The following is a 23395-nucleotide window of genomic DNA, read 5'->3' as shown; positions in this document are numbered from 1 at the left end:
GGGCGCGCCGATATGAACAAGATCATTGCGCTCGTCGTTGCCGTCGTGGTTGTCGTGCTGGTTGCGTCGTCGGCCGTCTTCATGGTCGATCCGCGCCACGTCGCCATCATTTCTTCGTCGGGCGGGGCCAATGCCACGCTCGCCGGTCCCGGGCTGCATGTGAAGCTGCCGCCGCCGTTCCAGACCGTCACGTTCATCGACACGCGCATTCAGGCGTTCGATGCGCCCGACGCCGACCGCTACACGACCTCGGACAAGACCGAGTTGCTCGTGAACCCGGTGGTGCGTTATCGCATTTCCGATCCGCTCAAGCTCTTCGCGGCGACCAAGGGCGATGCGCAGACGCTTTCCGACCGTCTCGCCTCGCTGTCGCGCGACGCGCTCGGCGACGCGATCTCGAAGGTCACGCTCACCGAGGCGCTCGCGCAGCAGGAAGCCATCGCCAATGGCGCGCGCGACGCGCTGAGGCAAACCGCGGCGCCGCTCGGCATCGACGTGATCGCCATCGAGCTCACGCGCGTCGATTACCCGCCGGAACTGGCGCAGACGGTCTTCAAACGCATGAGTGCCGCGCGCGAGCAGGCCGCTGCCGAGATTCGCGAGAAGGGCGCGGCCGAAGCGCAGCAGATCAAGGACGACGCGGAGCGCAAGCAGCAGGGCGTGCTGGCCGACGCCTACGCCCAGGCGCAATCGATCAAGGGCGAGGGCGACGGCCGGGCCGCCGCGATTGCCGCCGAGGCGTTCGGGCGCGACCCGGACTTCTACCGGTTCTATCAGAGCATGCTCGCGTACCGCGAGAGCTTCCGGCCCGGCGACGTCATCGTGGTCGATTCGTCGAGCGATTTCTTCCGCTTCATGCGTGGTCCGAACGGCGGCGCGAATAGCGCAGATAACGCTCCCGCTTCCGCCGCCCCGCGCAAACACTAGACAAAACGAGACACACGCGCCGCGCACCGCGCGGCGTATTTCTTCGCATGGACATAGCTGGCTCCCTCTTGCTCGCGATCGCGCTGATGCTGATTATCGAGGGCATGTTCCCGTTCGTCTTTCCGACGGCGTGGCGCGACACATTCCGTAAAATCGCGGAACGGCCGCCGCATCACATCAGGATCGGCGGGCTCATCGTGATGGGGCTCGGCCTCGTCCTGCTGATGCTGGCGACCTGACGGCCTCGTGCCGCAGTCGCCCTCAGATGCGGTGTGCGATTGGCGTTTTTGACGGATTCCGAATTATCGGGCCGCGTGGCGTTTGGCCGCGCGCGGCCCTCATTGTGGCAGGACTCAACCGATGTCGACCTGGTTACTCCCCGAGAATATTGCGGACGTGCTGCCGTCCGAAGCGCGCAAGATCGAAGAGCTGCGCCGCCGCCTGCTGGACCGTTTCCGCGCCTATGGCTACGAAATGGTCATGCCGCCGTTGCTCGAGTATCTCGAGTCGCTGCTCGTGGGCAGCGGGCGCGACCTGAACCTGCGCACGTTCAAGCTCGTCGATCAGCTCTCGGGCCGCACACTCGGCCTGCGCGCCGACATGACGCCGCAGGTCGCGCGCATCGACGCGCACCTCTTGAACCGCCAGGGCGTGACGCGCCTGTGCTACGCGGGCAACGTGCTGCACACGCTGCCACGCGGTCTGCACGCCACACGCGAACAGATCCAGACCGGCGCGGAAATCTATGGTCACGCGGGCCTCGAAGCGGACCTCGAAATCCAGCAGTTGATGCTCGATGCGCTGCGTCTCGCGGGCCTCTCCAAGGTGCGCCTCGACCTTTCGCACGCAGGTGTGCTCGCGGCGATCTTCGAAGCGGATCCGGCTGCGGCTGCGCTTGGCGATGCATTGTATGAAGCGCTCGCCGGCAAGGACGTGCCGCGTCTCGCGGAACTCACGCAGGACCTCGATGCCGCCACGCGCGACGCCCTGCGCGCGCTGCCGTCGCTCTACGGCGACGCGAGCGTGATCGACGAGGCGCGCACGCGACTGCCGGCGCTGCCGGGCATCGCTCGCGCGCTCGACGACCTCGCGTTCCTCGTGCGCGAGATCGAGGGTGCGGAGTTGATGATCGACCTCGCGGATCTCGGCGGCTACGCGTACCACAGCGGCGTGATGTTCTCGGCCTACGTGGACGGCGTGCCGAACGCCGTGGCCCGTGGTGGCCGGTACGACAAGGTGGGCGAGGTCTACGGGCGTGCCCGCGCGGCAACGGGCTTCTCGCTCGATTTGCGCGAAGTGGCGCGTATTTCACCGGTCGAAGCGCGCAGCAGCGCGATCCTCGCGCCGTGGCGCCATGACGAGGCGCTGCGCACCGCTGTCGCCGCGCTGCGCGATGCAGGCGAGGTCGTGATCCAGGCGCTGCCGGGCCACGAGCACGACATGGACGAGTTCGCCTGCGACCGCGTGCTCATCGAGCGCGACGGCGTCTGGGTCGTCGAACAGCACGCCTGATACCGCACTCGGGCGGCTATTCACGCCGCCCCGGTAGCCGCCGCGCAAGCGCGCCAAAGCACGCTTCGCATCGCGCATGCCATTGAGCGCAAAAGGAAATTCCGCGATTCCCGGGAAAAAAAGGCGGCCTTGCCGCTGAACCCAGGTAGAATACGTTTTTAACCAGCTAACGAAACACCATGTCTGCCAGCGCAGTGAATGTAACCCCGGGGCGCAATGTCGTCGTCGTGGGCACCCAATGGGGCGATGAGGGCAAGGGCAAGATCGTCGACTGGCTGACGGACCACGCGCAAGGCGTGGTGCGTTTCCAGGGCGGTCACAACGCCGGCCATACGCTCATCATCGGCGGCAAGAAGACCATTCTCCGGCTGATCCCGTCGGGCATCATGCGAGCCGGCGTCGCCTGCTACATCGGCAACGGCGTGGTGCTTTCGCCCGAAGCGCTCTTCAAGGAAATCGGCGAGCTCGAAGAAGCGGGCATCGACGTCCAGAAGCGCCTGTTCATCTCCGAAGCCACCACGCTCATCCTGCCTTACCACATCGCTATCGACCAGGCGCGCGAAGCCAAGCGCGGCGCCGCGAAGATCGGTACGACGGGTCGCGGCATCGGTCCGGCATACGAAGACAAGGTGGCACGCCGCGGTCTGCGCGTGCAGGACCTGTTCGAGCCGGAAGCCTTCGCGGAGCGCCTGCGCGAGAACCTCGACTACCACAACTTCGTGCTCACGCAGTACCTGGGTGCGCCGGCGGTCGACTATCAGCAAACGCTCGACACGATGCTCTCGTACGCCGATCGTCTGAAGCCGATGGTAACGGACGTTTCGCGTCGTCTGTATGACGTGAACCACGAAGGCGGCAACCTCCTGTTCGAAGGCGCGCAAGGCACGCTGCTCGACATCGACCACGGCACCTATCCGTTCGTCACGTCGAGTAACTGCGTCGCGGGTGCGGCATCGGCAGGCGCGGGCGTGGGTCCGCAAAAGCTCAACTACGTGCTCGGCATCACCAAGGCGTACTGTACGCGCGTCGGTTCGGGCCCGTTCCCGAGCGAACTGTACGACGCCGACAACGCCGATCGCCAGGAAGAAGTGGGCCTCACGCTCGCGAAGGTCGGCAAGGAATTCGGTTCGGTCACCGGCCGTCCGCGCCGCACCGGTTGGCTCGACGCCGCCGCGCTGCGCCGCTCGATCCAGATCAACGGCGTGACGGGTCTGTGCATCACGAAGCTCGACGTGCTCGACGGTCTCGACGAAGTGAAGCTCTGCGTCGGCTACAAGGTGAACGGCAAGGACGTGGACATTCTCCCGCGCGGCGCCTCGCAAGTGGCCGCGTGCGAGCCGGTCTATGAGACGTTTGAAGGCTGGAACGAAAGCACCATCGGCATCACGCAGTTCGACGCGCTGCCCAGGAGCGCGCAGGCGTATCTCACGCGCGTGCAGGAAGTCGCCGGTGTGCCGATCGACATGGTTTCGACCGGCCCGGATCGCGACGAAACGATCCTGCTGCGTCATCCGTTCAAGGTCTAAGTAGCAAGAAGGCAGAAGCAAAAATGATTCAAATGATGGACCCGCGCAACGATGAAAAGAACCTGTGGGTCGGCTGGGACGAGTATCACCGGCTGATCGAACTGCTCGCGCTCAAGGTGCACGAGTCGCGCTGGAAGTTCGACCAGATCCTGTGCCTCGCACGCGGCGGTCTGCGCGTGGGCGACCAGCTCTCGCGCATCTATGACCTGCCGCTGGCGATCCTCGCAACCAGTTCGTATCGCGAAGCCGCCGGCACGGAGCAGGGCGAGCTCGACATCGCGCAGTACATCACGATGACGCGCGGTCACCTCGAGGGCAACGTGCTGCTCGTCGACGATCTCGTCGATTCGGGCGTCACGCTCGCACGCGTGCAGGAGCACCTCAAGGAGCGCTACCCGGCCGTGACCGGCGTGCGCTCGGCGGTGCTCTGGTACAAGGGCTGCTCGAAGGTGACGCCGGACTATTTCGTCCAGCATCTGCCGACCAACCCGTGGATCCACCAGCCGTTCGAGGAGTGGGACACGGTGCGCCCGCACAATCTCGGTGCGTGGATCAAGCGTGGTCTGCAACAAGCGCAAGACGTGCAGAAGTAATGCGAGAGTTGTACCGCCGTCAGTGTTCCCACACCCGCGGCGGTCAGATCCAGCGACGGAGCCTTTATGGCTCCGTTTTTTTTGTGCGTCGCCCACCGAATCGCCGGCGACGGCGCAGGCGGGCAGACGGCATCTGGGGCCGGTGCTAAACTGCGCGGGGACAGCGGGATGTCGCAGTGCCGCGACGACCGCTCGGTTTCCGCCGCAGCCCGGTTTAGAATAGCGCTCGTTTTTTCCGCCTCGCAACGGATTACCGCGTATATGACAACTAGCACACACGCGGCCAAGCAGCCGCTACCTACTCTCGCCGTAGCGGCCATCGGCGTGGTGTTCGGCGACATCGGCACGAGCCCGCTGTATTCGCTGAAAGAGGCGTTCAGCCCATCGCACGGCATTCCGCTCAACGACACTTCCATTCTCGGCGTCATTTCGCTGCTGTTCTGGGCGATCGTGATCGTCGTGAGCGTCAAATATGTCCTTCTTGTGATGCGCGCCGACAACAACGGCGAGGGCGGCGTGCTCGCGCTCATGGCGCTCGCCATGCGCTCGTTCAACCGCAAGAGCAGGTCGGCTGCGCTGCTCACGGCCTTGGGGATCTTCGGCGCGTGCATGTTCTACGGCGATGCCGTCATCACGCCGGCCATCTCGGTCATGTCGGCGGTGGAAGGCCTCGAAATCGCCGCGCCCAAGCTCTCGCATCTGGTGCTGCCGTTCACGATGGTGATCCTGATCGTGCTGTTCTGGATCCAGCGGCACGGCACCGCGCTGGTCGGCCGCCTGTTCGGCCCGATCATGGTGCTCTGGTTCATCACCATCGGTGTGCTTGGCGTTTCGCGCATTGTGCAGGCGCCTGGCGTCATCGCGGCGCTCAGTCCGTATTACGCGGTCAGTTTCATGGGCGCGCACATGCTGCAGGCCTACGTGGTGCTCGGCTCGGTCGTGCTGGTGCTGACCGGCGCGGAAGCGCTCTACGCGGACATGGGCCACTTCGGCGCGAAGCCGATTCGCTGTGCCTGGTACACGCTCGTGATGCCCTCGCTCGTGCTCAACTACTTCGGGCAGGGCGCGCTGCTGATGCAGGACCATCGCGCGATCGGGAATCCGTTCTTCCTGCTCGCGCCGGATTGGGCCTTGCTGCCGCTCGTCGTGCTTTCCACGGTGGCGACCGTGATCGCTTCGCAGGCTGTGATCTCGGGTGCGTACTCGCTCACGAGTCAGGCCATTCTGCTTGGCTACGTGCCGCGCATGAAGGTGCTGCACACGTCGGACCTCGCCATCGGCCAGATCTACGTGCCGGTCGTGAACTGGATGCTGCTCTTCATCATTCTGTGCATCGTGGTCGCCTTCAAGAGTTCGGACAATCTGGCCGCCGCATACGGCATCGCCGTGACCGCGACGATGGTGATCACCACGGTGCTCGTCGCCGTCGTGATGACGAAGGTGTGGAAGTGGAACAAGGCACTTGTCACCTGCATCATCGCGGTGCTGCTGGCCGTCGATCTGGGTTTCTTCGGCGCGAACCTGCTGAAGGTCGAGGAGGGTGGCTGGCTGCCGCTCGGCATCGGTGCCCTCTTGTTCTTCCTGCTGATGACCTGGTTCAAGGGCCGCATGATCGTGAAGGACCGCACAGCCGCCGACGGTATTCCGCTCATGCCCTTCCTGCAAGGGCTGCTCGCGCACCCGCCGCATCGCGTGTCGGGCACGGCGATCTATCTCACGGGCAGCGAATCGCTCGTGCCGGTGAGTCTGCTGCACAACCTCAAGCACAACAAGGTGCTGCACGAACGCACGATCTTCCTCACGTTCGTGATCCGCGACATTCCCTACGTGGCGGACGCCGAACGCGTGGAAGTGAAGGATGTCGGCGGCGGCCTCTATCTCGTGAAGGCCGATTACGGCTTCAACGAAACGCCCGATGTGCAAGCCGTGCTCGACGAAATTTCGCGTACGCAAAACATGACGTTCGAGATGATGGATACGTCCTTCTTCCTCGCGCGCGAAACGGTCGTGCCGACGCAGCTACCGGGGATGTCGATCTTCCGCGAACGCATATTCGCGTGGATGCATCAGAACGCCGCGAAGCCCACCGACTTCTTCAGCATTCCTGCGAACCGCGTGGTCGAACTCGGGACGAAGATCGAGATCTGATCGCGTCGGTTCGACCAGTAAAAAAGGCACCCCAAGGTGCCTTTTTTGTTGCGCAAGCAACGTGTGAGCCGATGCGGCTCACGTTGCGTCATGCGGACATCAGCGTGGCTTGAGCTTCGCGAATGCCGCCGCCATCGCGCCCGCCGGTTCCGCATCGCGCGAACGCTGGCCTCCACGGTTGTCGCGATTGCCACCGCCGCGATTGTCGCGGTTGCCCGACTGTCCCGCGCTGCCGCCGCTGCGCGACGTGCCGGCGCTCGCGGGGTCGTCGTCCAGACGCATCGTGAGCGCAATGCGCTGACGCTTCACGTCGACGTCGAGCACCTTCACCTTCACGACCTGGCCGGCCTTGACGACTTCGTGCGGGTCCTTGATGAACTTCGTCGACATGGCCGAGACGTGCACGAGCCCGTCCTGATGCACGCCCACGTCGATGAATGCGCCGAACGCGGCCACATTCGTCACGACGCCTTCGAGCAGCATGCCCGGCACGAGGTCGGAGACTTTCTCGACGCCATCGCGGAACGTCGCCGTCTTGAACTCGGGGCGCGGATCGCGGCCCGGCTTTTCCAGTTCGCTCAGGATGTCGCGCACCGTCGGCAGACCGAAACGTTCATCCACGAACTCGGTGGGCGCGAGGCCCGAAAGCGCTTCGCGGCTGCCGAGCACGTCGCCGATCGTACGCTTGATCTTCGCGAGCATGCGCTCGACGACGGGGTACGCTTCCGGGTGCACCGACGAGCGATCGAGCGGATTGTCGCCGCCGTTGATGCGCAGGAAGCCGGCGGCTTGCTCGAAGGTCTTGTCGCCCAGACGCGGTACCTTCTTCAGGTGCTCGCGCGAAGGGAACGGGCCGTTCGCATCGCGGTAATCGACGATATTGCGCGCGAGCGTCGAGTTCAGGCCCGACACGCGGGCGAGCAGGGCAACGGAGGCCGTGTTCGCATCGACGCCCACGGCGTTCACGCAGTCCTCGACCACGGCGTCGAGCGAGCGCGCGAGTTCGCGCTGGTTCACGTCGTGCTGGTACTGGCCCACGCCAATCGCTTTCGGCTCGATCTTCACGAGTTCGGCGAGCGGGTCCTGCAGACGGCGCGCGATGGAAACGGCGCCGCGCAGCGACACGTCGAGCTCGGGGAATTCCTTCGCAGCCAGTTCGGACGCCGAATAAACCGACGCGCCGGCTTCGGAAACCACGATCTTCTGCAGCTTGAATTCGGGATGCTTCGAGATCAGCTCGCTCGCGAGCTTGTCCGTTTCACGCGAGGCCGTGCCGTTGCCGATGCTGATGAGTTCCGCTTGCGTCTGCGCGGCGATGCGCGCGAGCTTCGCGAGCGAGCCGTCCCAGTCGCGGCGCGGCTCGTGCGGGTAGATCGTGTCGGTGGCGAGCAGCTTGCCCGTGCGGTCGACCACGGCGACCTTCACGCCCGTGCGCAGGCCCGGATCGAGGCCGATCACGGCCTTGGGGCCGGCCGGCGCGGCAAGCAGCAGATCCTTGAGATTGCGCGCGAACACGTGGATCGCTTCATTTTCCGCGTGCTCGCGCAGGTTGGTGAGCAGCTCGTTTTCGATATGCGGCTGCACCTTCACGCGCCAGCACCAGCGGCAGACATCGGAGAGCCATTTGTCGGCCGGGCGATTCTGGTTCGCAATGCCGAAGTGGCGCGCGATCATCGCTTCGCCCGGATGCGGCACCTGCGTGTCCAGTTCGCCACCGAGGCCGAGCTTGACCATCAGCACACCGGCGTTGCGGCCGCGGAACAGCGCGAGCGCGCGGTGCGACGGCACGGTCTTGATGGTCTCGGAATAGTCGTAGTAGTCGCGGAACTTCTCGCCTTCCTCGTTTTCCTTGCCCTCGACCACGCTCGACATCACCACGCCCTGGTTATGCAGCCAGTCGCGCAGCTTGCCCAGCAGTTCGGCCGTTTCACCGAACTGCTCGGAGAGGATGTCGCGCGCGCCGTCGAGCGCGGCCTTGATGTCGGCGACACCCTTTTCGGCGTCCACGTACTGTGCGGCTTCCGTTTGCGGGTCGAGCAGCGGGTTCGCGAGCAGCGCGTCGGCGAGCGGCTGCAGGCCGGCTTCGCGCGCGATCTGCGCGCGTGTGCGGCGCTTGGGCTTGTAGGGCAGATAGAGGTCTTCGAGAACCTGCTTGCTGTCGGCCGCTTCGATGGCGCTGCGCAATTCGTCGGTGAGCTTGCCTTGTTCCTCGATGCTCGCAAGGATCGCCGCGCGGCGGCCTTCGAGTTCGCGCAGATAGAGCAGTCGCTCTTCGAGCGTACGCAGTTGCGTATCGTCGAGATTGCCCGTGACTTCCTTGCGGTAACGGGCGATGAACGGAACGGTCGAGCCTTCGTCGAGAAGCTGCACGGCGGCTGCGACCTGGCGTGGCTGCACGCTTAGTTCAGTGGCGATACGCTGGACGATCTTGAGTGCTACGGTTTCCGTCATAGGGTCTGGATATTCCTGCGAGGATCGGATTGCGGTCCGGGTTTGCGGTCCGGCGGCCGGTGAGGGCTCGAGCGCCCGGGGCGCCCAGTGTGCAAATAGGCGCGTTGCCGGGTGCGCCCGCCGGCCGGTGGAGCGGGGCATTTTGCCATAAATGGCCGGGCGCTCAACCCGGGGGGTGTTAGAATTTCCCTCATGTTCCGCTGCCCACAGAAGACGTTGACGACCTCCCGCTTCTCCCCTGATTTGCCCCTTGCCCGGTTTCGCACGCCTGTTGGCGTTACGCGGCGGTTCCCCGCTCTTGGGGCAATTTGTGCCGTCGCGTTGAGCCTCGGCGCGAGCGTTCCGGCCCTCGCGCAGGCGGTCGGGGTGACAGGGCCGCTGCAGCAGCAAGGTGCGGCAACTGCGCCGGTGCAGCCGGCGGCTTTGGGCAACGCGCCGCTCGCAGCGTCTGAGGTGGCTGGGGCCACCGGCGCGCCACAGTCGCAGCAGAGCGACTTCGACGCGCGGCAGCAGGTGCTGGACCGTCGTAGCGCGGAGAACGACTATCAGTATGCAGTCGCGCAGCACAACTGCTATAGCACGTTCTTCGTGAATCATTGCATCGGCAAGGCGCGCGACAAGATGCGCGTCGTGCAGGCCGATATCCGCCGTGAGCAACTGGCGCTCGACGACGAAAAACGTGCCGCGCATGCGCAGCAGCGCGACCAGCAGGCCGCATTGCAACGCTCGCAGGACGAAGCCAATGCGCCGCAGCGCGCCGCCAACGAAGCGGCAAGCGCGCAGGCGTACGAACAGAAGCAGCAGCAACATGCGCTCGATCAGGCGCAGCGTCAGGCCGAGGCGCCGCAGCGTGCGGCGAACGAGCAGGCGTATCAGGAAAAGCAGCGGCAGCATGCGCTGGCCCAGGCACAGCGCCAGGGTGAGCAATCGCAGCGCAACGCGAACCAGGCGGCGTACGACCAGAAGCAGGCGAACTACCAGAACCAGCTTGACGAAGCGCGGCGCCAGGGCGAACAAAAGGCTCAGGAACGCGCCGACAAGGCCCAGCGCTACCAGCAGAAGCAGGAAGACGCGGTGAAGCATAAGGCCGATGTCGAAGAGCGTCAGAAACAGGCGGCTGAGAAGGCGCAGCAAAAGCAGCAACAAGAAAAACAGCAGCAGCAACAGCAAAAGCAGCAGGAAGAACAGCAGGACCAGTAGCACGAGTAGCACGCTTTTTCAGCCGGACTGCAACCTCAGGCGCGTCGTCCTTCGCAAGCGCGCGCCGCATATGTCGAGGAGGCGAGCATGCGCGAGCATCGTGAAGTCAAGACCGAGGTCCTTCGTGACCGCATTCTGCAACTGGAATCGGAACATGGCGATCTGGACCGCCTGATAGACAGGATGTCCGACACCCCGGACTATGACGATCTCGAACTGCAGAGGCTGAAGAAGCGCAAGCTCAAGGTCAAGGACAACATCCTCCTGCTGCAACTGCAGCTGGACCCCGATTCAACGAAGACTTCGGACGGGCACGCCTGATTCCAGGTCCTGGCAGGCGCCGGGGCGCGGCAGTCGGCGGATTGCGCCGTTCCGGACCGAGCAGGAACCGCTTGCCTTGAATTCAACGACCGTTTCCCGTTCCCGGCCCGCGCGCGAAGGCGGCGCGCCGGAGGCCGACGCGCGCGCGACGCAAACAGCCGCTGCACCCATGTTGAGCGCCCGCCGCGCCGCCGAGCTCGAGGAGCTCTTCGCGGCCGACGGCTTGCTCGCCCGCGAGATCGACGGCTATCGCCCACGCGCTGCGCAGATCGAAATGGCGCGCGCGGTCGCGGCCGCGATGGAAGCCGCCGCGCAATCGCTGCCCGATCCCGCGACATTCGAACTCCAGTCGCGCCCGGCGCGGCGGGTCGAGCGTGGTGCGCCGGCGCAGTCCGGCGCCGAGGAAGCGGCGCGCGCCGCTGGCGGGAACGGCGACAACACGCTGATCGTCGAGGCGGGCACGGGCACGGGCAAGACCTATGCGTACCTCGTGCCGGCCATGCTGTGGGGCGGCAAGGTGGTTGTCTCGACGGGCACCAAGCACTTGCAGGACCAGCTCTTCGCGCGCGACATCCCCACGGTGCGCGACGCTCTGGCGGTGCCGGTGAGCGTGGCGATGCTCAAGGGCCGCGCCAACTATCTGTGCCACTACTATCTGCAGCGCACGGCCGACAACGGCCGGCTGCCGTCGCGCCAGGAAACCGCGTATCTGCAGGAAATCGTGCGCTTCGCGAAGATCACGCGCTCGGGCGACAAGGCGGAGCTTGCGAGCGTGCCCGAGACGGCGGCCGTCTGGTCGATGGTGACATCGACGCGCGATAACTGCCTTGGCCAGGAGTGTCCGCATTACAAGGACTGCTTCGTGATGCAGGCGCGCCGCGAGGCGCAGCAGGCCGACATCGTGGTGGTGAATCACCATCTGTTCTTCGCCGACATCATGCTGCGCGACACCGGCATGGCCGAGCTGCTGCCGAGCGCGAATACGATCATCTTCGACGAGGCGCACCAGTTGCCCGAAACGGCAACGCTCTTTTTCGGCGAAACGCTTTCGACTGCGCAGTTCCTCGAGCTCGCGCGCGATTGCGTGGCCGAAGGCCTGAGCCACGCGCGCGACGCGGTGGAGTGGGTCAAGCTCGGTGCGGCGCTGGAGCGCGCTGCGCGCGACGTGCGGCTCGCGTTCAAGGAAGATTCGCTGCGGCTGTCGATTACGCAGTTGCCCGAGGATCACCCGCTCTTCGATGCGCTCGACGTGCTGCAGACCGAACTGGGCACGCTTGCCACGGCACTCGCGGGGCAGGCCGAGCGCGCCGAATCGATCGGCGCGTGCCTGCGCCGCGCGCGCGAACTGCAGGGCATTCTCGCGGGCTGGACCGCGCCGCAGGGCGCCGCGCCGGCGCGCGAAGCACGTAAGGCCGACGCGGACGGGCAGGACGAAAAGGCTGACGCGCCGGACGACGCGGACGAGAAAGTCCGCTGGGTCGAGGTGTTTTCGCACACGGTGCAACTGCACGAAACCCCGCTTTCCGTGGCGCCGATCTTCGCCAAGCAGCGCGCCGGTGTGCCGCGCACGTGGGTCTTCACGTCAGCCACGCTGTCGGTGCGCGGTGACTTTACACACTACGCGGCGCAAATGGGCCTGAGTTCGCGCCGTTCGATGACGCTGCCGAGCCCGTTCGACTATCCCACACAAGGGCTGCTTTACGTGCCGCGCAACATGCCCCAGCCGTCGTCGCCGCAATTCACCGACGCCGTGTTCGACGCGGCGCTCCCGGCGATCGAGGCGTCGGGCGGCGGTGTCTTCATGCTATGCACGACGCTGCGTGCCGTCGACCGCATTGCCCAGAAGCTGCGCGACACGATCGAGGCGCGCGGCTGGAACACGCCGCTGCTCGTGCAGGGCGACGCGAGCCGCACGGAATTGCTCGAGCGCTTCCGCGCCTATGGCAATGCGATCCTCGTGGGCAGTCAGAGCTTCTGGGAAGGGGTGGACGTGCGCGGCGATGCGCTTTCGCTCGTGGTCATCGACAAGCTGCCGTTCGCGCCGCCGGACGATCCGGTGCTGGCGGCGCGCCTTGATGCGCTGGCGAAGAAAGGTCTGAGCCCGTTCGCGGTCCACCAGCTCCCGCAGGCGGTGATCACGCTCAAGCAGGGCGCGGGGCGACTGATTCGCGCGGAAACTGACCGCGGCGTGTTGATGATTTGCGACACCCGTCTCGTCGACAAACCGTACGGACGACGTATATGGCAAAGCCTGCCGCCGTTCAAGCGGACCCGGGAGATCGAAGTGGTGCAGGCGTTCTTCGAAGAGAAGAACGAGGAGGCAGCGGAGCCTGGCGAAGCGCGTTAAGTCTCATGCAGCTTCATGCGCGCCGCATAACAAAAAAGCCACGAACTCACGTTCGTGGCTTTTTTGCTTGCCCGCCGTATGTCTGTAGCGCGTTTGACGCAAGCAGCAGACCGCACGACGGTTCGCTGCGATACCCACCGGGACCGAGGTCCCGGTGGGTATCGCGCGAACGCAACTTACTGGCTTGCGCCCGAAGCAGCAGCCGGAGCCGAAGCGCCTGCGTCCGAAGCAGCAGCGCCAGCGTCCGAAGCAGCGGCGGTAGCCGAAGCAGCAGCGTCGCTCGCAGCAGCAGCGCCCGAAGCAGCAGCTGCCGAATCCGAAGCAGCAGCAGCCGGTGCCGAAGCAGCAGCAGCATCGCTAGCCGGCGCAGCAGCTTGGTCGCTGCTCTTGTTGCACGCAGCGAGTGCAACAGCTGCCAGCAGGGATGCTACGAGGAGGGATTTCTTCATGATCACGTCCTTTTATGGTTAAAGGTAAGCAACAGCGCAAAATAATACCGGTAAATGTGCCCCAACACCGACCTGAGCCGCTGGTGGAGACGCACTGCAAGAGCGTGAATCTTCCCTACGGCCTGGCCGGAAATTATAGGCACTTTCGTATCGACCGTCGACAAATCCGGGGACAATACGTTGTCTTTCTCATACAAGCACTATTTTAGTACGGTATAACAGTCCGAAGCGCTTAGGCAAGCACCCCGGTCCGAATCCAGCCCGCACGATACCACTCGTGTAGCAACGCTGTCACACACGAATCGTGTGAGAGTGTTACAAAGCGTTTCCCGTCCATAGAGCGCCTGTCGGCCAGTGCCGGCAGCCACTTTCTTGCTTCTTTGAGCAAGCACTGTTCCCCGTTCAGGTAATACGACCGCGAATCGTAAAGCAGGATTGTCCTGCGGTCGAGTGTTATCCCATCTTTTGCCGCTCGCGCAACGAAACGGGCTTCGTCGAGCGGTTTTTCGGGGGCGTCGAACACCACATTGGCTTTCGGTTCGGACAGCCACGAGCCCACGAACGAGGACACGTCGGCGTCGCTCCAGCGCACTTTAGCAAGCACGCCGCCAACACGCTCTACGAGTGCCGGAGGAAGCTGCGCGGGATGTGCCACGGCCGGCTGGTCGGGGTCGCGGTAAAGCGTGGGCTTGCTGTTGCCATTATCGGCGCCGCGCTCGGCGAGCCAGTAAAGAAACTGGCTCGTCAATTCGTTCGTGGAAGGAGAACGAAAGCCGATCGAGCACGTCATGCATTCGCCTTCGGCGATACCGTCGTGCGCAATGTGCGGCGGCAGGTACAGCATGTCGCCCGGCTCCAGCACCCACTCTTCTTCAGGCTGGAAGTTCGCGAGAATCTTGAGCGGGAGGCCTTCCTGCAGCGAGAGATCGCGCTGCGCGCCGAAGCGCCAGCGGCGCTTGCCGTGCACCTGCAGGAGGAAGACATCATACGAATCGAAGTGCGGGCCGACACCGCCGCCGTCCGATGCGTACGAGATCATCAGGTCGTCGAGCCGCGCGTCGGGGGCGAAGCGAAAGCGCTCGAGCAGGGCGCGCGCGCGGTCGTCGTGCAGGTCGGCGCCTTGCACCAGGAGCGTCCACTGGCGGGTCTTCGGCGTGGGCAGTTCGTCCGGCGAGAACGGGCCGTGTTCGAGCGCCCAGCGGCGGCGAAAATGCGTGATGAGACGCGACTCGACATCGTCGCTGTCTGCGAGCGCGAAGAGGGCTTCGCGCGAGAGCGGCGCTTCGATGTCGGGAATCGCCTGGCGGATCAACAGCGGCTTTTTCTGCCAGTATTTGCGCATGAACTGCGCCGGCGTCAGGCCGCCCAGAAGCGGCGTGGCAACATCGGGCGCGGGGCATGCCAGGGGGAGGGAGGCGCGCCGCTTGCGCGCGTCCACCGGGTGGTCTGGGGACCGCTTCGGCATCGTATAATGTGGTCTGTAATCTGGAGGATCGAATGAAAATTGCAAAGGACACCGTCGTGTCGGTCGCTTACAAGCTATCGGATGCGCAGGGCAATCTGATCGAGGAAAGCGACGAGCCGATGGTCTATCTGCACGGCGGCTATGATGGCACGTTCCCCAAGATCGAGGAAGTGCTGGACGGGCAGGAGCCGGGCTTCGAGACCCAGATCCAGCTTGAGCCGCAGGACGCTTTCGGGGAATACGATCCCGATCTCGTGAAGATCGAGCCGCGCAACCGCTTCCCTGAGCCGCTCGAAGTCGGCATGCAGTTCGAAGGCACGCCCGAAGAAAGCGACGAAGATCTCGACACGCTCATCTATACGGTCACGGATGTCGCCGAAGACAAGGTCGTGCTCGACGGCAACCATCCGCTAGCGGGTATGGCGCTGCGTTTCGCGCTGACGGTCAAGGAAGTGCGCACCGCCACTGAAGACGAAATCGAACATGAGCACGCGCATGGCGCGGACGGCCTCGAAATCATCGACGAAGACGAAGAAGACGACGGCGAAGAAGGCGCCTCGAAACCCACCCTGCACTAAGCGCCGCTCAATGCACGAAGCCGCCTGACGCCGGTGCGCCGGGCGGCTGCAGCTGGTCAGGCGGCTGGCCATTGCCGCCGCCGTTTCCACCGCTGTTTCCGCCGCCGTTTCCACCATCCAGGCCGTTCTGGCCGTTCGCATCGTTCCGACCGTTGAGTCCATTCTGGCCGCCCTGCGTGGGCCACGCAGGCACCAGCACGCCGTTCCCGGCCGGCGGCAAGCCGGGAGGCACGGCGGCTCCCGATGCGCCAGGCGTCACGGGCGCGACGTCAGGCGACTGCGGCATGCCGGGAATCTCGGTCACATCCGGCATTGACGACACTTCGGGCATTTCCGGCATCGCGGGCGACGATCCGGCGCCGGGCGTATACGGTGTCGGCTGCGCGGGCAACAGCGGCAAATGTTTCGGTACATCGCGCACGCTCACGCGCAGCGGCGTGCGGCGCGCCATGTCGGCGTCCACCTGCAGCCATTGCGTGAGCGGATCGCGCAGTGAGAACGCGATGCGCGTAACGTTTTCTATCCTTGTGCCCTTGTCGTTACGCAGCGGCTGATCGATCGTGAAGCCATGTGCGAGCTTCGAGTCGTCGGCATTCACGATGATGATCTGGCCACGGAAAATCTCCGCGAGCTTCACGAGGCTGCGGCGCAACTCGAGATAGCCGTCGCGCGGTGCACGGTGGAAGCGCAGCCACGCGAAGCGGTCGGGACGCTCGTAATGCTCGGGCATCGCGTTGCCTTGCATGAAGATGACGATTGCGCGCGCGTTGCGGCGCTTCGCATACTCGGCCGCATGTTCGAGCCAGAAGCCGTTGGCGATCACGCGGTCTTCGAACTCGCCATTGCGTCCGCCTGCATTGAGATAGTGATTGTTGCCGTCCGGCACGTTCAGCCCGATGAACACGGTGTCGCCTAGTTGCCAGCGCACGTTTTCCCGATACGGCCGGAAGCGCGAGACTTCGCTCTCGCGCGTGAGCGTCAAGGGGGTTTGGCCGAGCGCGTTGGGATCGGAGAAGAAGTTCTGGCGCAGGAAGTCGAGCCGCTCGGCGGGATCGTAGGCGCCCGAGCCGTTCATGCCGCAGGTGACCCAGTCGCGTTCGCCGGGCACGAACACGAGCGGCGCACGTGACGCATCGAGCAGGTCGTGACGGCGCTCGTAAAGATGGTCGGCACAGGTTTCGTGTGCGCCTTTGAGATTGCCGTCGTAGACCGTGAAAGCGACTTGCGGATCGCGTCCGATGGCGTCGATGAGCCGCTGCGCCGACGCTTCCTCGGACTGCGAGGTGAGTGCGTTCGCCACGACGGCGAAGGCATAGCGAGGCGCCTGGGCGAACGCCGCGAGTGGCGAACCCAGCGACGAAGCCAGCATCAACGCGCACGACGCATGGCGCATAATTTTCAGATAACGCGAGCGGGGACTGCCGCGGCCCGCTGGTTGCGGTGGCCGCGGCGGCGTCGCGAGGCGACGCTCAGCGTTTGGCGTCAGACGCCGTGGCCAGCTCATGCAGTTCGTACAACAGGTCGAGCGCGTCGCGCGGGCGCAGTTCGTTCGGATCGAGTTCGCGCAGCCGCTGTGCAACGAGTGACGCGCCACGATCTTCCTCAACCGGCGCGGCGCGATCTTCCACGAATGGTGCGCCGTCGTCATACTCGGCGGCGGGGGCGGCGAACAGGTCGAGTTGCGGCGTGGGCTGCCCCGCCGATTGCTGCTCCAGATGCACGAGATGCTTGCGCGCGGCGCGTATCACGGCGGCGGGGACACCCGCGAGCTGCGCCACTTGCAGGCCGTAGCTCTGGTTCGCCGGGCCTTCCTGCACTGCATGCAGGAAGACGATGCCGTGGCCATGCTCGACGGCCGAAAGATGCACGTTCGCCGCCTGCGCAAATTCGGCCGGCAGCTGCGTGAGCTCGAAGTAGTGCGTGGCGAAGAGCGTATGGCAACCGTTGTGCGCGAGCAGATGCCGCGCGATGGCCCACGCGAGCGCGAGGCCGTCGAACGTCGACGTGCCACGCCCGATCTCGTCCATCAGCACGAGGCTTTGCGGCGTGGCGTCGTTGAGAATGGCCGCGGCTTCGGTCATCTCGACCATGAAGGTCGAGCGTCCGCCCGCGAGGTCGTCAGCCGCGCCGATGCGCGTGAAGATGCGGTCGATCGGCCCGAAGCTGGCGCGTTTTGCCGGCACGTAGCTGCCCACGTATGCGAGCAAGGCGATGAGCGCGGTCTGCCGCATGAAAGTCGATTTACCGCCCATGTTCGGGCCGGTGATGAGCAGCAGCTTGCGCTCGGCCGAAAGCAGACAGTCGTTGGCGATGAACTGCTCGACTTGCGCTTCGACCACGGGATGGCGGCCTTGCTCGATCTCGATGCCGGGCGCTTCGGTAAACGTGGGCGCATTCCAGTCGAGCGCGCGGGCGCGTTCCGCGAACGCGGCCAGCAGGTCGAGTTCCGCGAGTGCGGCGGCCACGCGCTGGCAATCGGGAATGAATGGCAGCAGCGATTGCAGCAGCGCGTCGTAGAGCGCCTTTTCGCGCGAAAGCGCGCGTTCCTGCGCCGAGAGTGCCTTGTCCTCGAACGTCTTCAGTTCCGGCGTGATGTAGCGCTCGGCGTTCTTGAGCGTCTGGCGACGGCGATAGTCGTCGGGAACCTTGTCGGTCTGGCCGCGTGTGACTTCGATATAGAAGCCGTGCACCTTGTTGTACTCGACGCGCAGATTGCCGATGCCGGTGCGCGTGCGCTCGCGCGTTTCGAGGTCGAGCAGGAACTGACCGCAGTTCTCGGAGATGTCGCGTAGTTCGTCGAGATCCGCATCGTAGCCGCGTGCGATCACGCCGCCGTCGCGGACCATCGCCGCCGGTTCCGGCGCGACCGCGCGCTGCAGGAGCGCCGCGCACTCGGCCGGTGGTTCGAGCGCCTCGGCAATGTGCGCGAGCGACGTGGCCGCGCCGCTTGCGGCGGCGACCTGTTCGCGCAGCGCGGGCAGCGCGGCAAAGGTATCGCGCAGGCTCGACAGATCGCGCGGGCGCGCGGAAAGCAGCGCGAGGCGCCCGGTAATGCGCTCGACGTCGGCGATCTGGCGCAAGGCGCCGCGCAACGTCTCGACGCTCGCGTGCGGCGGCGCCTCGAGCAATGCGCCGATGGCCTGCTGGCGCATTTGGGCGATCGCGGCTTCGCGCGGCGGGTGATGGAGCCAGTGGCGCAGCAAGCGGCTGCCCATGGCCGTGCTGCACGTGTCGAGCAGCGAGCAGAGCGTGGGCGATTCGGTGCCGCGCAGCGTTTCCGTGAGTTCGAGATTGCGGCGCGTGGCCGGATCGAGCCCGATGTATTCCGATTCGGCTTCGACCTTCAGGCTGCGCACGTGGCGCAGTTGCTGGCCTTGTGTGGCCGCCGCGTAGAGCAGCAGCGCGCCCGCCGCGCCGCATGCGCTCGTGAGCGTTTGCGCGCCGAAGCCGTCGAGGCTCGCCACGTCGAGCTGGTCGCACAGGCGCTGTTTGCCCGAGCCGACGTCGAAGTGCCAGGCCGGCACGCGCGTGAGCGCACCCGATCCGGGCGGCGGCGCCCAGGCGGCGGTTTCCGCCGGCATTTCCGCGACGAGGATTTCCGCGGGCCGAATGCGCTCGAACGCCGTGGCGACCTGTTCCGGCGCGACTTCCGCGAGGCGCAACGCGCCGCTGGCGAGATTGAGCCACGCGAGCCCCACGTTGACGGTCACGCCGCGACGGTTGTGGCCGGGGCAAACGGCCATCAGGTAGACATCGTTCTTGTCGGAGAGCAGGGCGGCGTCGGTCAGCGTGCCGGGCGTCACCACGCGCACAACCTTGCGCTCGACGGGACCCTTGGAGGTGGCCGGGTCGCCGATCTGTTCGCAGATCGCCACCGACTCGCCCAGCTTCACGAGCTTCGCGAGATATTGCTCGACTGCGTGATGCGGCACGCCCGCCATCTTGATCGGATTGCCCGCTGAGGCCCCGCGCTGCGTGAGCGTGAGGTCGAGCAGGCGCGCGGCCTTCTCGGCGTCTTCGAAGAAGAGTTCGTAGAAGTCGCCCATGCGGTAGAACACGAGCGTGCCCGGATGGTCGGCCTTGATGCGCAGGTACTGCTGCATCATGGGTGTGTGTTGCGCGATCTCGGCTGCGCCTGCGATGTGTGTAGCCATCCTCGGTGTCTTGCTAGGGGTTCAGGGCGTGAGTTTAACGCGCGCCGATTGCATGTAAAGCCAGCCTTTCGGCTAACGCCGTCACAACTGCTTTCGTCATTCGTCGACCAGCGCCTGCAGGTCCACGGTGCGCGCGTTTGCCGCGCTGTGCCGCATGGCGAGCCAGATCATCGTGGAAACGAATACGCCGAACACGACGATGATCCACTGCACGGGGACCTTCGCGGTGAGCAGCAGCGCATACGCGCCGAGCATGAGCAGCACCGCGAGATTCTGGTTGAAATTCTGCACGGCGATCGAGTGGCCCGCCGACAGCAGCGTCGCACCGCGATGCTGCAGCAGGGCGTTCATCGGCACGATGAAAAAACCGGCGAGTACGCCGAGCAGCACCATCAGCGGGTACGCGAAAAGCAGATAGAAGGGCACGATGAACGTGCCGAAGCGCACGCCAACGCCTTGCGGAAAGAGGCCTTTGCTGTAGAACGCCATGCCGATCGCCACCACGCCGCACAGCACGCCCACGGGCAGCACGCGCAGCGAGGCGCGCAGCGACACCCATGCGGCTGCCGCGCCCGCGCCGAGCGCGATGCCGAGTCCCGTCACGCCCTGCATCACGGCGGCTTTCGAGAGCGAGAGTCCGAGATTCGCGTCGGCCCACTTGAGCACGAGCAGTTGGAGCGTGACCGCTGCGCCCCACATCAGGGTCGTGACCCAGAGTGCAATCTGCGCGAGCTTGTCGGTCCAGAGCACGTTGAAACTATGCGTGAAATCGCCCATGAGACGCGCTGGCTCCCTGAGCCGGTTCTCATAGCGCGCGCCCGTGTCGGGAATGCCGATGTTGATGAGCGCGGCGAACACATACGTGATCATCACGGCGAGCATCGCGAGGTCGGCGGCCGAATGGATGACCGGCAACGGATGACGCGCGACGAAACGGTCGGCGTAAGTCGAAACGAGTGCGCCGCCCATCATCGTGCCGACGATGGTGGAAAGCACCGTGGCCGATTCGAGCCATGCATTGGCGGCGACGAGCTTTTCGGCCGGCAGCAATTCCGTCAGGATTCCATACTTTGCGGGCGAATAGGCCGCCGCGCCGAAGCCGACCACGCCATACGCGATCATCGGATGCACGCCGGCGATCATCATCAGACAGCCGCACGCCTTGAGCGCGTTCGAGACGAACATCACGTGGCGCTTTTGGAGGGCGTCGGCGAACGCGCCCACGAAAGGCGCGAGCAGCACGTAGGAGATCGTGAAAAAGATCTGCAGCAGCGGCGTCACCCAGGCGGGCGATGCAATCACCGTGAGCAGCGCAATCGCCGCGATGAGGAGCGCGTTGTCGGCGAGCGACGACACGAACTGCGCGGCGATGATCGTGTAGAAGCCTTTTTTCATCGGATGCGAGCGTGGTCCTCTTGCAGCAGGGCGACGGGCGAAACAAAAAAGCGGCCGAAGCCGCTCGATGCGCATGCGTGGGCGGGGCGTGACCAGGCGCGCGCTCTGCACGCGTCGCGGTGGAGCCAGGTGTGCACCGCGACGCGCATGGGCGCTTACGCCGCCTTGGGCACGCGCGTGTACTTCGAGAGGATCGGCACCATCTGCGCGTAGATCTTCGGGTTGCCCGCGACGACTTCGCCCATGTGCAGGAAGTCCGAGTCGCCCGTGTAGTTGCCGATCAGACCGCCCGCTTCCGTCACGAGCAGGCCGCCCGCGGCGACGTCCCACGGATTGAGGCCCTGCTCGAAGAAGCCGTCCATGCGGCCGGCGGCGACGTTGGCCAGATCGAGCGCGGCCGCGCCCGGGCGGCGCAGGCCCGCGCACGCGTTGGTCATTTCGGCGAACAGCTCGCAGTAGCTGTCTAGGCCGTCCTTTTCGCGGAACGGGAAGCCGGTGCCGATCAGGCCGTCGGCGAGACGGTCGCGGCGGCCCACGCGGATACGGCGGTCGTTCAGGAACGCGCCGCGACCGCGCGAGGCGGTGAAGAGATCGTTGCGAGTCGGGTCGTAGACCACGGCCTGGGTGACAAGGCCCTTGTGCGCGAGCGCGATCGAGACGCAGTAGTACTGGAAGCCGTGGATGAAGTTGGTGGTGCCGTCGAGCGGATCGATGATCCACTGGTACTCGGACTCGTTCTCCGACTGGCCCGATTCCTCGGCGAGGATGGCGTGGTCGGGGTAGGCGGTCTTGAGCGTTTCGATGATGGCGGCTTCGGCCGCCTTGTCGACTTCCGTGACGAAATCGTTGTGCTGCTTCTTCGCGACCTGCACGAGGTCGAGGTCGAGCGACGCGCGGTTGATGATCTGTCCGGCGCGGCGCGCGGCCTTGACAGCGATGTTGAGCATGGGATGCATGAGCCAGGATCCTTGTTGTCCGGCGCTCGCGAAGGCTGGATGCGCGCCGGTGGTGCAAAAGATAAAAGCGTCTAACGATTGGACAGGGCGAGGGCCTCGAGCGGACCTGCGGGACCTGTCCCGTCAACGGAGACGAATTGGATAAGAGCGGGGCGCGGCGGCGCTGTTTGTCAGCGACTTGCCGGGCGCCTGGCGGGCAGCAACACGGCTGCACGATTCGCCCGACGCGCGCGAAACCGCCATTTTACCCGAGTATCGGCGTTTCCATGGCTTCTCCCGGGCTGGATATCGGGATTTATATGGAGATGGCGTTCGGTCAGCTGGGCCGCCCGGGCAACCGTGGTGCACGGCGGCCTGGCGCGGCAGGCGGCGCATGTGCGGACATCGCCGCGGCGCTGGGCGCGCTAACATAGACATTTCAATATCCTTTTCGCGGTTAGAGAACTATCTTGGCGCACCCCGATTCACCTGATTCCTACGCAACTTCCCACGCTACGGCGCCGGCTTCAGGCGACGCTCACGAGCCGCTGCGCGGCGGCTTCACGTCTACCCGCTTCGTGCTCGTCGAGCCGAGCCACCCCGGCAACGTCGGCGCGGCCGCGCGCGCGCTGAAGACCATGGGATTCTCGCGCCTCGTGCTGGTGGCGCCGCGCGTGCCGCAGGTCCACTGCGACCCGGAAGCCGTGGCCATGGCGAGCGGCGCCGACGACGTGCTCGCGGCTGCCCACATCGTGCCGACGCTCGCCGACGCGCTGGCGGGCGTGCAATGGTCGCTCGCGCTCACGGCGCGCACGCGCGAGTACGGGCCGCCGCCTGCAGTGCCGCGCCAGGCGGTGCAGGACGCCTGCCGCCAGGCGGTGCACGGCGGCGATATCGCGCTTGTGTTCGGCAACGAGCGCACGGGGCTGTCGAACGACGACGTCGAGCGCTGCAGCGCGCTTGCGCATATTCCGGCCAATCCCGCCTATAGCTCGCTCAATCTTGCCCAGGCAGTCCAGGTGCTCGCCTACGAGCTGCGCCTCGCGTACCTCGGGGAGAGCGCACCCGCCGCCGCGCTGCCGGCGGCTGGCGGTGCGAGCGGCGCCGCCCAGCCTGCTGCCGGGTCGCCGCTCGCGACGAGCGACGACATCGAGCGCATGTACGTGCACCTCGAGAACGCGCTCATCGCGCTCGAGTTTCTCGACCCCGCCAATCCGAAGAAGCTGATGTCGCGCCTGCGGCGGCTGTTTGCCCGCTCGGGGCTCGAGCGCGAGGAGGTCAATATCGTGCGCGGCATCGCCAAGCACGTCCTGCTGCTCAAGGGTAAAGGCGACGCCAAGGGCGAGAACCGCTGATCCTCTGCGCCAGCGCGGCTGCGTGCGCGCAGGCGTCCA

General features: G+C 65.4%; 18 protein-coding genes. 11 read left to right on the top strand and 7 right to left on the bottom strand.

What is annotated here, in order from left to right:
* Nucleotides 1-12 precede the first annotated feature (12 nt).
* From hflC to M3A49_RS03015, 6 genes are all read left to right on the top strand, one after another.
* Nucleotides 13-927 (top strand): protease modulator HflC, encoded by a 915-nt coding sequence (gene hflC, locus M3A49_RS03040; RefSeq protein ID WP_266227427.1) that lies wholly within the window; start codon nt 13-15, stop codon nt 925-927.
* 47 nt (nt 928-974) lie between these two features.
* Complete coding sequence (locus M3A49_RS03035; RefSeq protein ID WP_028210024.1) at nt 975-1166, top strand: DUF2065 domain-containing protein; 192 nt, start codon at nt 975-977, stop codon at nt 1164-1166.
* A gap of 121 nt (nt 1167-1287) precedes the next feature.
* Nucleotides 1288-2439, top strand: coding sequence for an ATP phosphoribosyltransferase regulatory subunit (locus M3A49_RS03030; protein WP_266227426.1), 1152 nt, complete (start codon nt 1288-1290; stop codon nt 2437-2439).
* A 179-nt stretch (nt 2440-2618) separates the two neighbouring features.
* Nucleotides 2619-3965, top strand: a complete 1347-nt coding sequence (locus M3A49_RS03025; RefSeq protein ID WP_266227425.1) for an adenylosuccinate synthase — start codon at nt 2619-2621, stop codon at nt 3963-3965.
* A 23-nt stretch (nt 3966-3988) separates the two neighbouring features.
* Nucleotides 3989-4558: a phosphoribosyltransferase gene (locus M3A49_RS03020; protein WP_254352815.1), complete on the top strand. Its 570-nt coding sequence runs from the start codon at nt 3989-3991 to the stop codon at nt 4556-4558.
* A 261-nt stretch (nt 4559-4819) separates the two neighbouring features.
* Nucleotides 4820-6706 (top strand): potassium transporter Kup, encoded by a 1887-nt coding sequence (locus M3A49_RS03015; RefSeq protein ID WP_266227424.1) that lies wholly within the window; start codon nt 4820-4822, stop codon nt 6704-6706.
* Nucleotides 6707-6805: 99 nt separating this feature from the next.
* On the opposite strand, the gene M3A49_RS03010 is transcribed toward M3A49_RS03015, so the two are convergent.
* A complete protein-coding gene (locus M3A49_RS03010; RefSeq protein ID WP_266227423.1) occupies nt 6806-9157 on the bottom strand; it encodes a Tex family protein in 2352 nt (783 codons plus the stop codon).
* A gap of 192 nt (nt 9158-9349) precedes the next feature.
* Here M3A49_RS03010 and M3A49_RS03005 point away from each other — a divergent pair, with 192 nt between their 5' ends.
* The 3 genes from M3A49_RS03005 to M3A49_RS02995 all read left to right on the top strand — a co-directional run bounded on the left by M3A49_RS03005 (nt 9350) and on the right by M3A49_RS02995 (nt 13025).
* The gene (locus M3A49_RS03005; RefSeq protein WP_416338911.1) at nt 9350-10357 is read left to right on the top strand and encodes a colicin transporter; all 1008 of its coding nucleotides are present in this window, start codon (nt 9350-9352) and stop codon (nt 10355-10357) included.
* 87 nt (nt 10358-10444) lie between these two features.
* Nucleotides 10445-10678: a DUF465 domain-containing protein gene (locus M3A49_RS03000; RefSeq protein WP_028204122.1), complete on the top strand. Its 234-nt coding sequence runs from the start codon at nt 10445-10447 to the stop codon at nt 10676-10678.
* A 76-nt stretch (nt 10679-10754) separates the two neighbouring features.
* Nucleotides 10755-13025, top strand: coding sequence for an ATP-dependent DNA helicase (locus M3A49_RS02995; RefSeq protein ID WP_266227421.1), 2271 nt, complete (start codon nt 10755-10757; stop codon nt 13023-13025).
* Nucleotides 13026-13201: 176 nt separating this feature from the next.
* Here the strand turns inward: M3A49_RS02995 and M3A49_RS42590 are convergent, their stop codons facing one another.
* Nucleotides 13202-13474 (bottom strand): hypothetical protein, encoded by a 273-nt coding sequence (locus M3A49_RS42590; protein WP_416338907.1) that lies wholly within the window; start codon nt 13472-13474, stop codon nt 13202-13204.
* A 232-nt stretch (nt 13475-13706) separates the two neighbouring features.
* Nucleotides 13707-14939, bottom strand: a complete 1233-nt coding sequence (locus M3A49_RS02985; RefSeq protein ID WP_266227419.1) for a cupin domain-containing protein — start codon at nt 14937-14939, stop codon at nt 13707-13709.
* 32 nt (nt 14940-14971) lie between these two features.
* On the opposite strand from M3A49_RS02985, the gene M3A49_RS02980 reads away from it, so the two are divergent.
* Nucleotides 14972-15517, top strand: coding sequence for an FKBP-type peptidyl-prolyl cis-trans isomerase (locus M3A49_RS02980; RefSeq protein WP_266227418.1), 546 nt, complete (start codon nt 14972-14974; stop codon nt 15515-15517).
* A gap of 7 nt (nt 15518-15524) precedes the next feature.
* Here the strand turns inward: M3A49_RS02980 and M3A49_RS02975 are convergent, their stop codons facing one another.
* The 4 genes from M3A49_RS02975 to M3A49_RS02960 all read right to left on the bottom strand — a co-directional run bounded on the left by M3A49_RS02975 (nt 15525) and on the right by M3A49_RS02960 (nt 22022).
* Nucleotides 15525-16886, bottom strand: a complete 1362-nt coding sequence (locus tag M3A49_RS02975; protein ID WP_266227417.1) for a hypothetical protein — start codon at nt 16884-16886, stop codon at nt 15525-15527.
* 100 nt (nt 16887-16986) lie between these two features.
* Nucleotides 16987-19671, bottom strand: coding sequence for a DNA mismatch repair protein MutS (gene mutS / locus M3A49_RS02970; RefSeq protein WP_266227416.1), 2685 nt, complete (start codon nt 19669-19671; stop codon nt 16987-16989).
* Nucleotides 19672-19767: 96 nt separating this feature from the next.
* Complete coding sequence (gene lplT / locus M3A49_RS02965; protein WP_266227415.1) at nt 19768-21066, bottom strand: lysophospholipid transporter LplT; 1299 nt, start codon at nt 21064-21066, stop codon at nt 19768-19770.
* Nucleotides 21067-21221: 155 nt separating this feature from the next.
* Nucleotides 21222-22022 carry an inositol monophosphatase family protein gene (locus M3A49_RS02960; RefSeq protein ID WP_266227414.1) on the bottom strand — a complete coding sequence of 267 codons (801 nt, stop codon included), beginning with the start codon at nt 22020-22022 and terminating at the stop codon, nt 21222-21224.
* Nucleotides 22023-22549: 527 nt separating this feature from the next.
* On the opposite strand from M3A49_RS02960, the gene M3A49_RS02955 reads away from it, so the two are divergent.
* Nucleotides 22550-23356, top strand: coding sequence for an RNA methyltransferase (locus M3A49_RS02955; RefSeq protein WP_266227524.1), 807 nt, complete (start codon nt 22550-22552; stop codon nt 23354-23356).
* Nucleotides 23357-23395: the final 39 nt, after the last annotated feature.

It is taken from the genome of Paraburkholderia sp. CNPSo 3076, from assembly GCF_026343935.1.
GTDB lineage: Bacteria > Pseudomonadota > Gammaproteobacteria > Burkholderiales > Burkholderiaceae > Paraburkholderia > Paraburkholderia nodosa.
The sequence above is the reverse complement of the archived record's forward strand: the minus strand, read 5'-3'. Positions and strand labels throughout refer to the sequence as shown.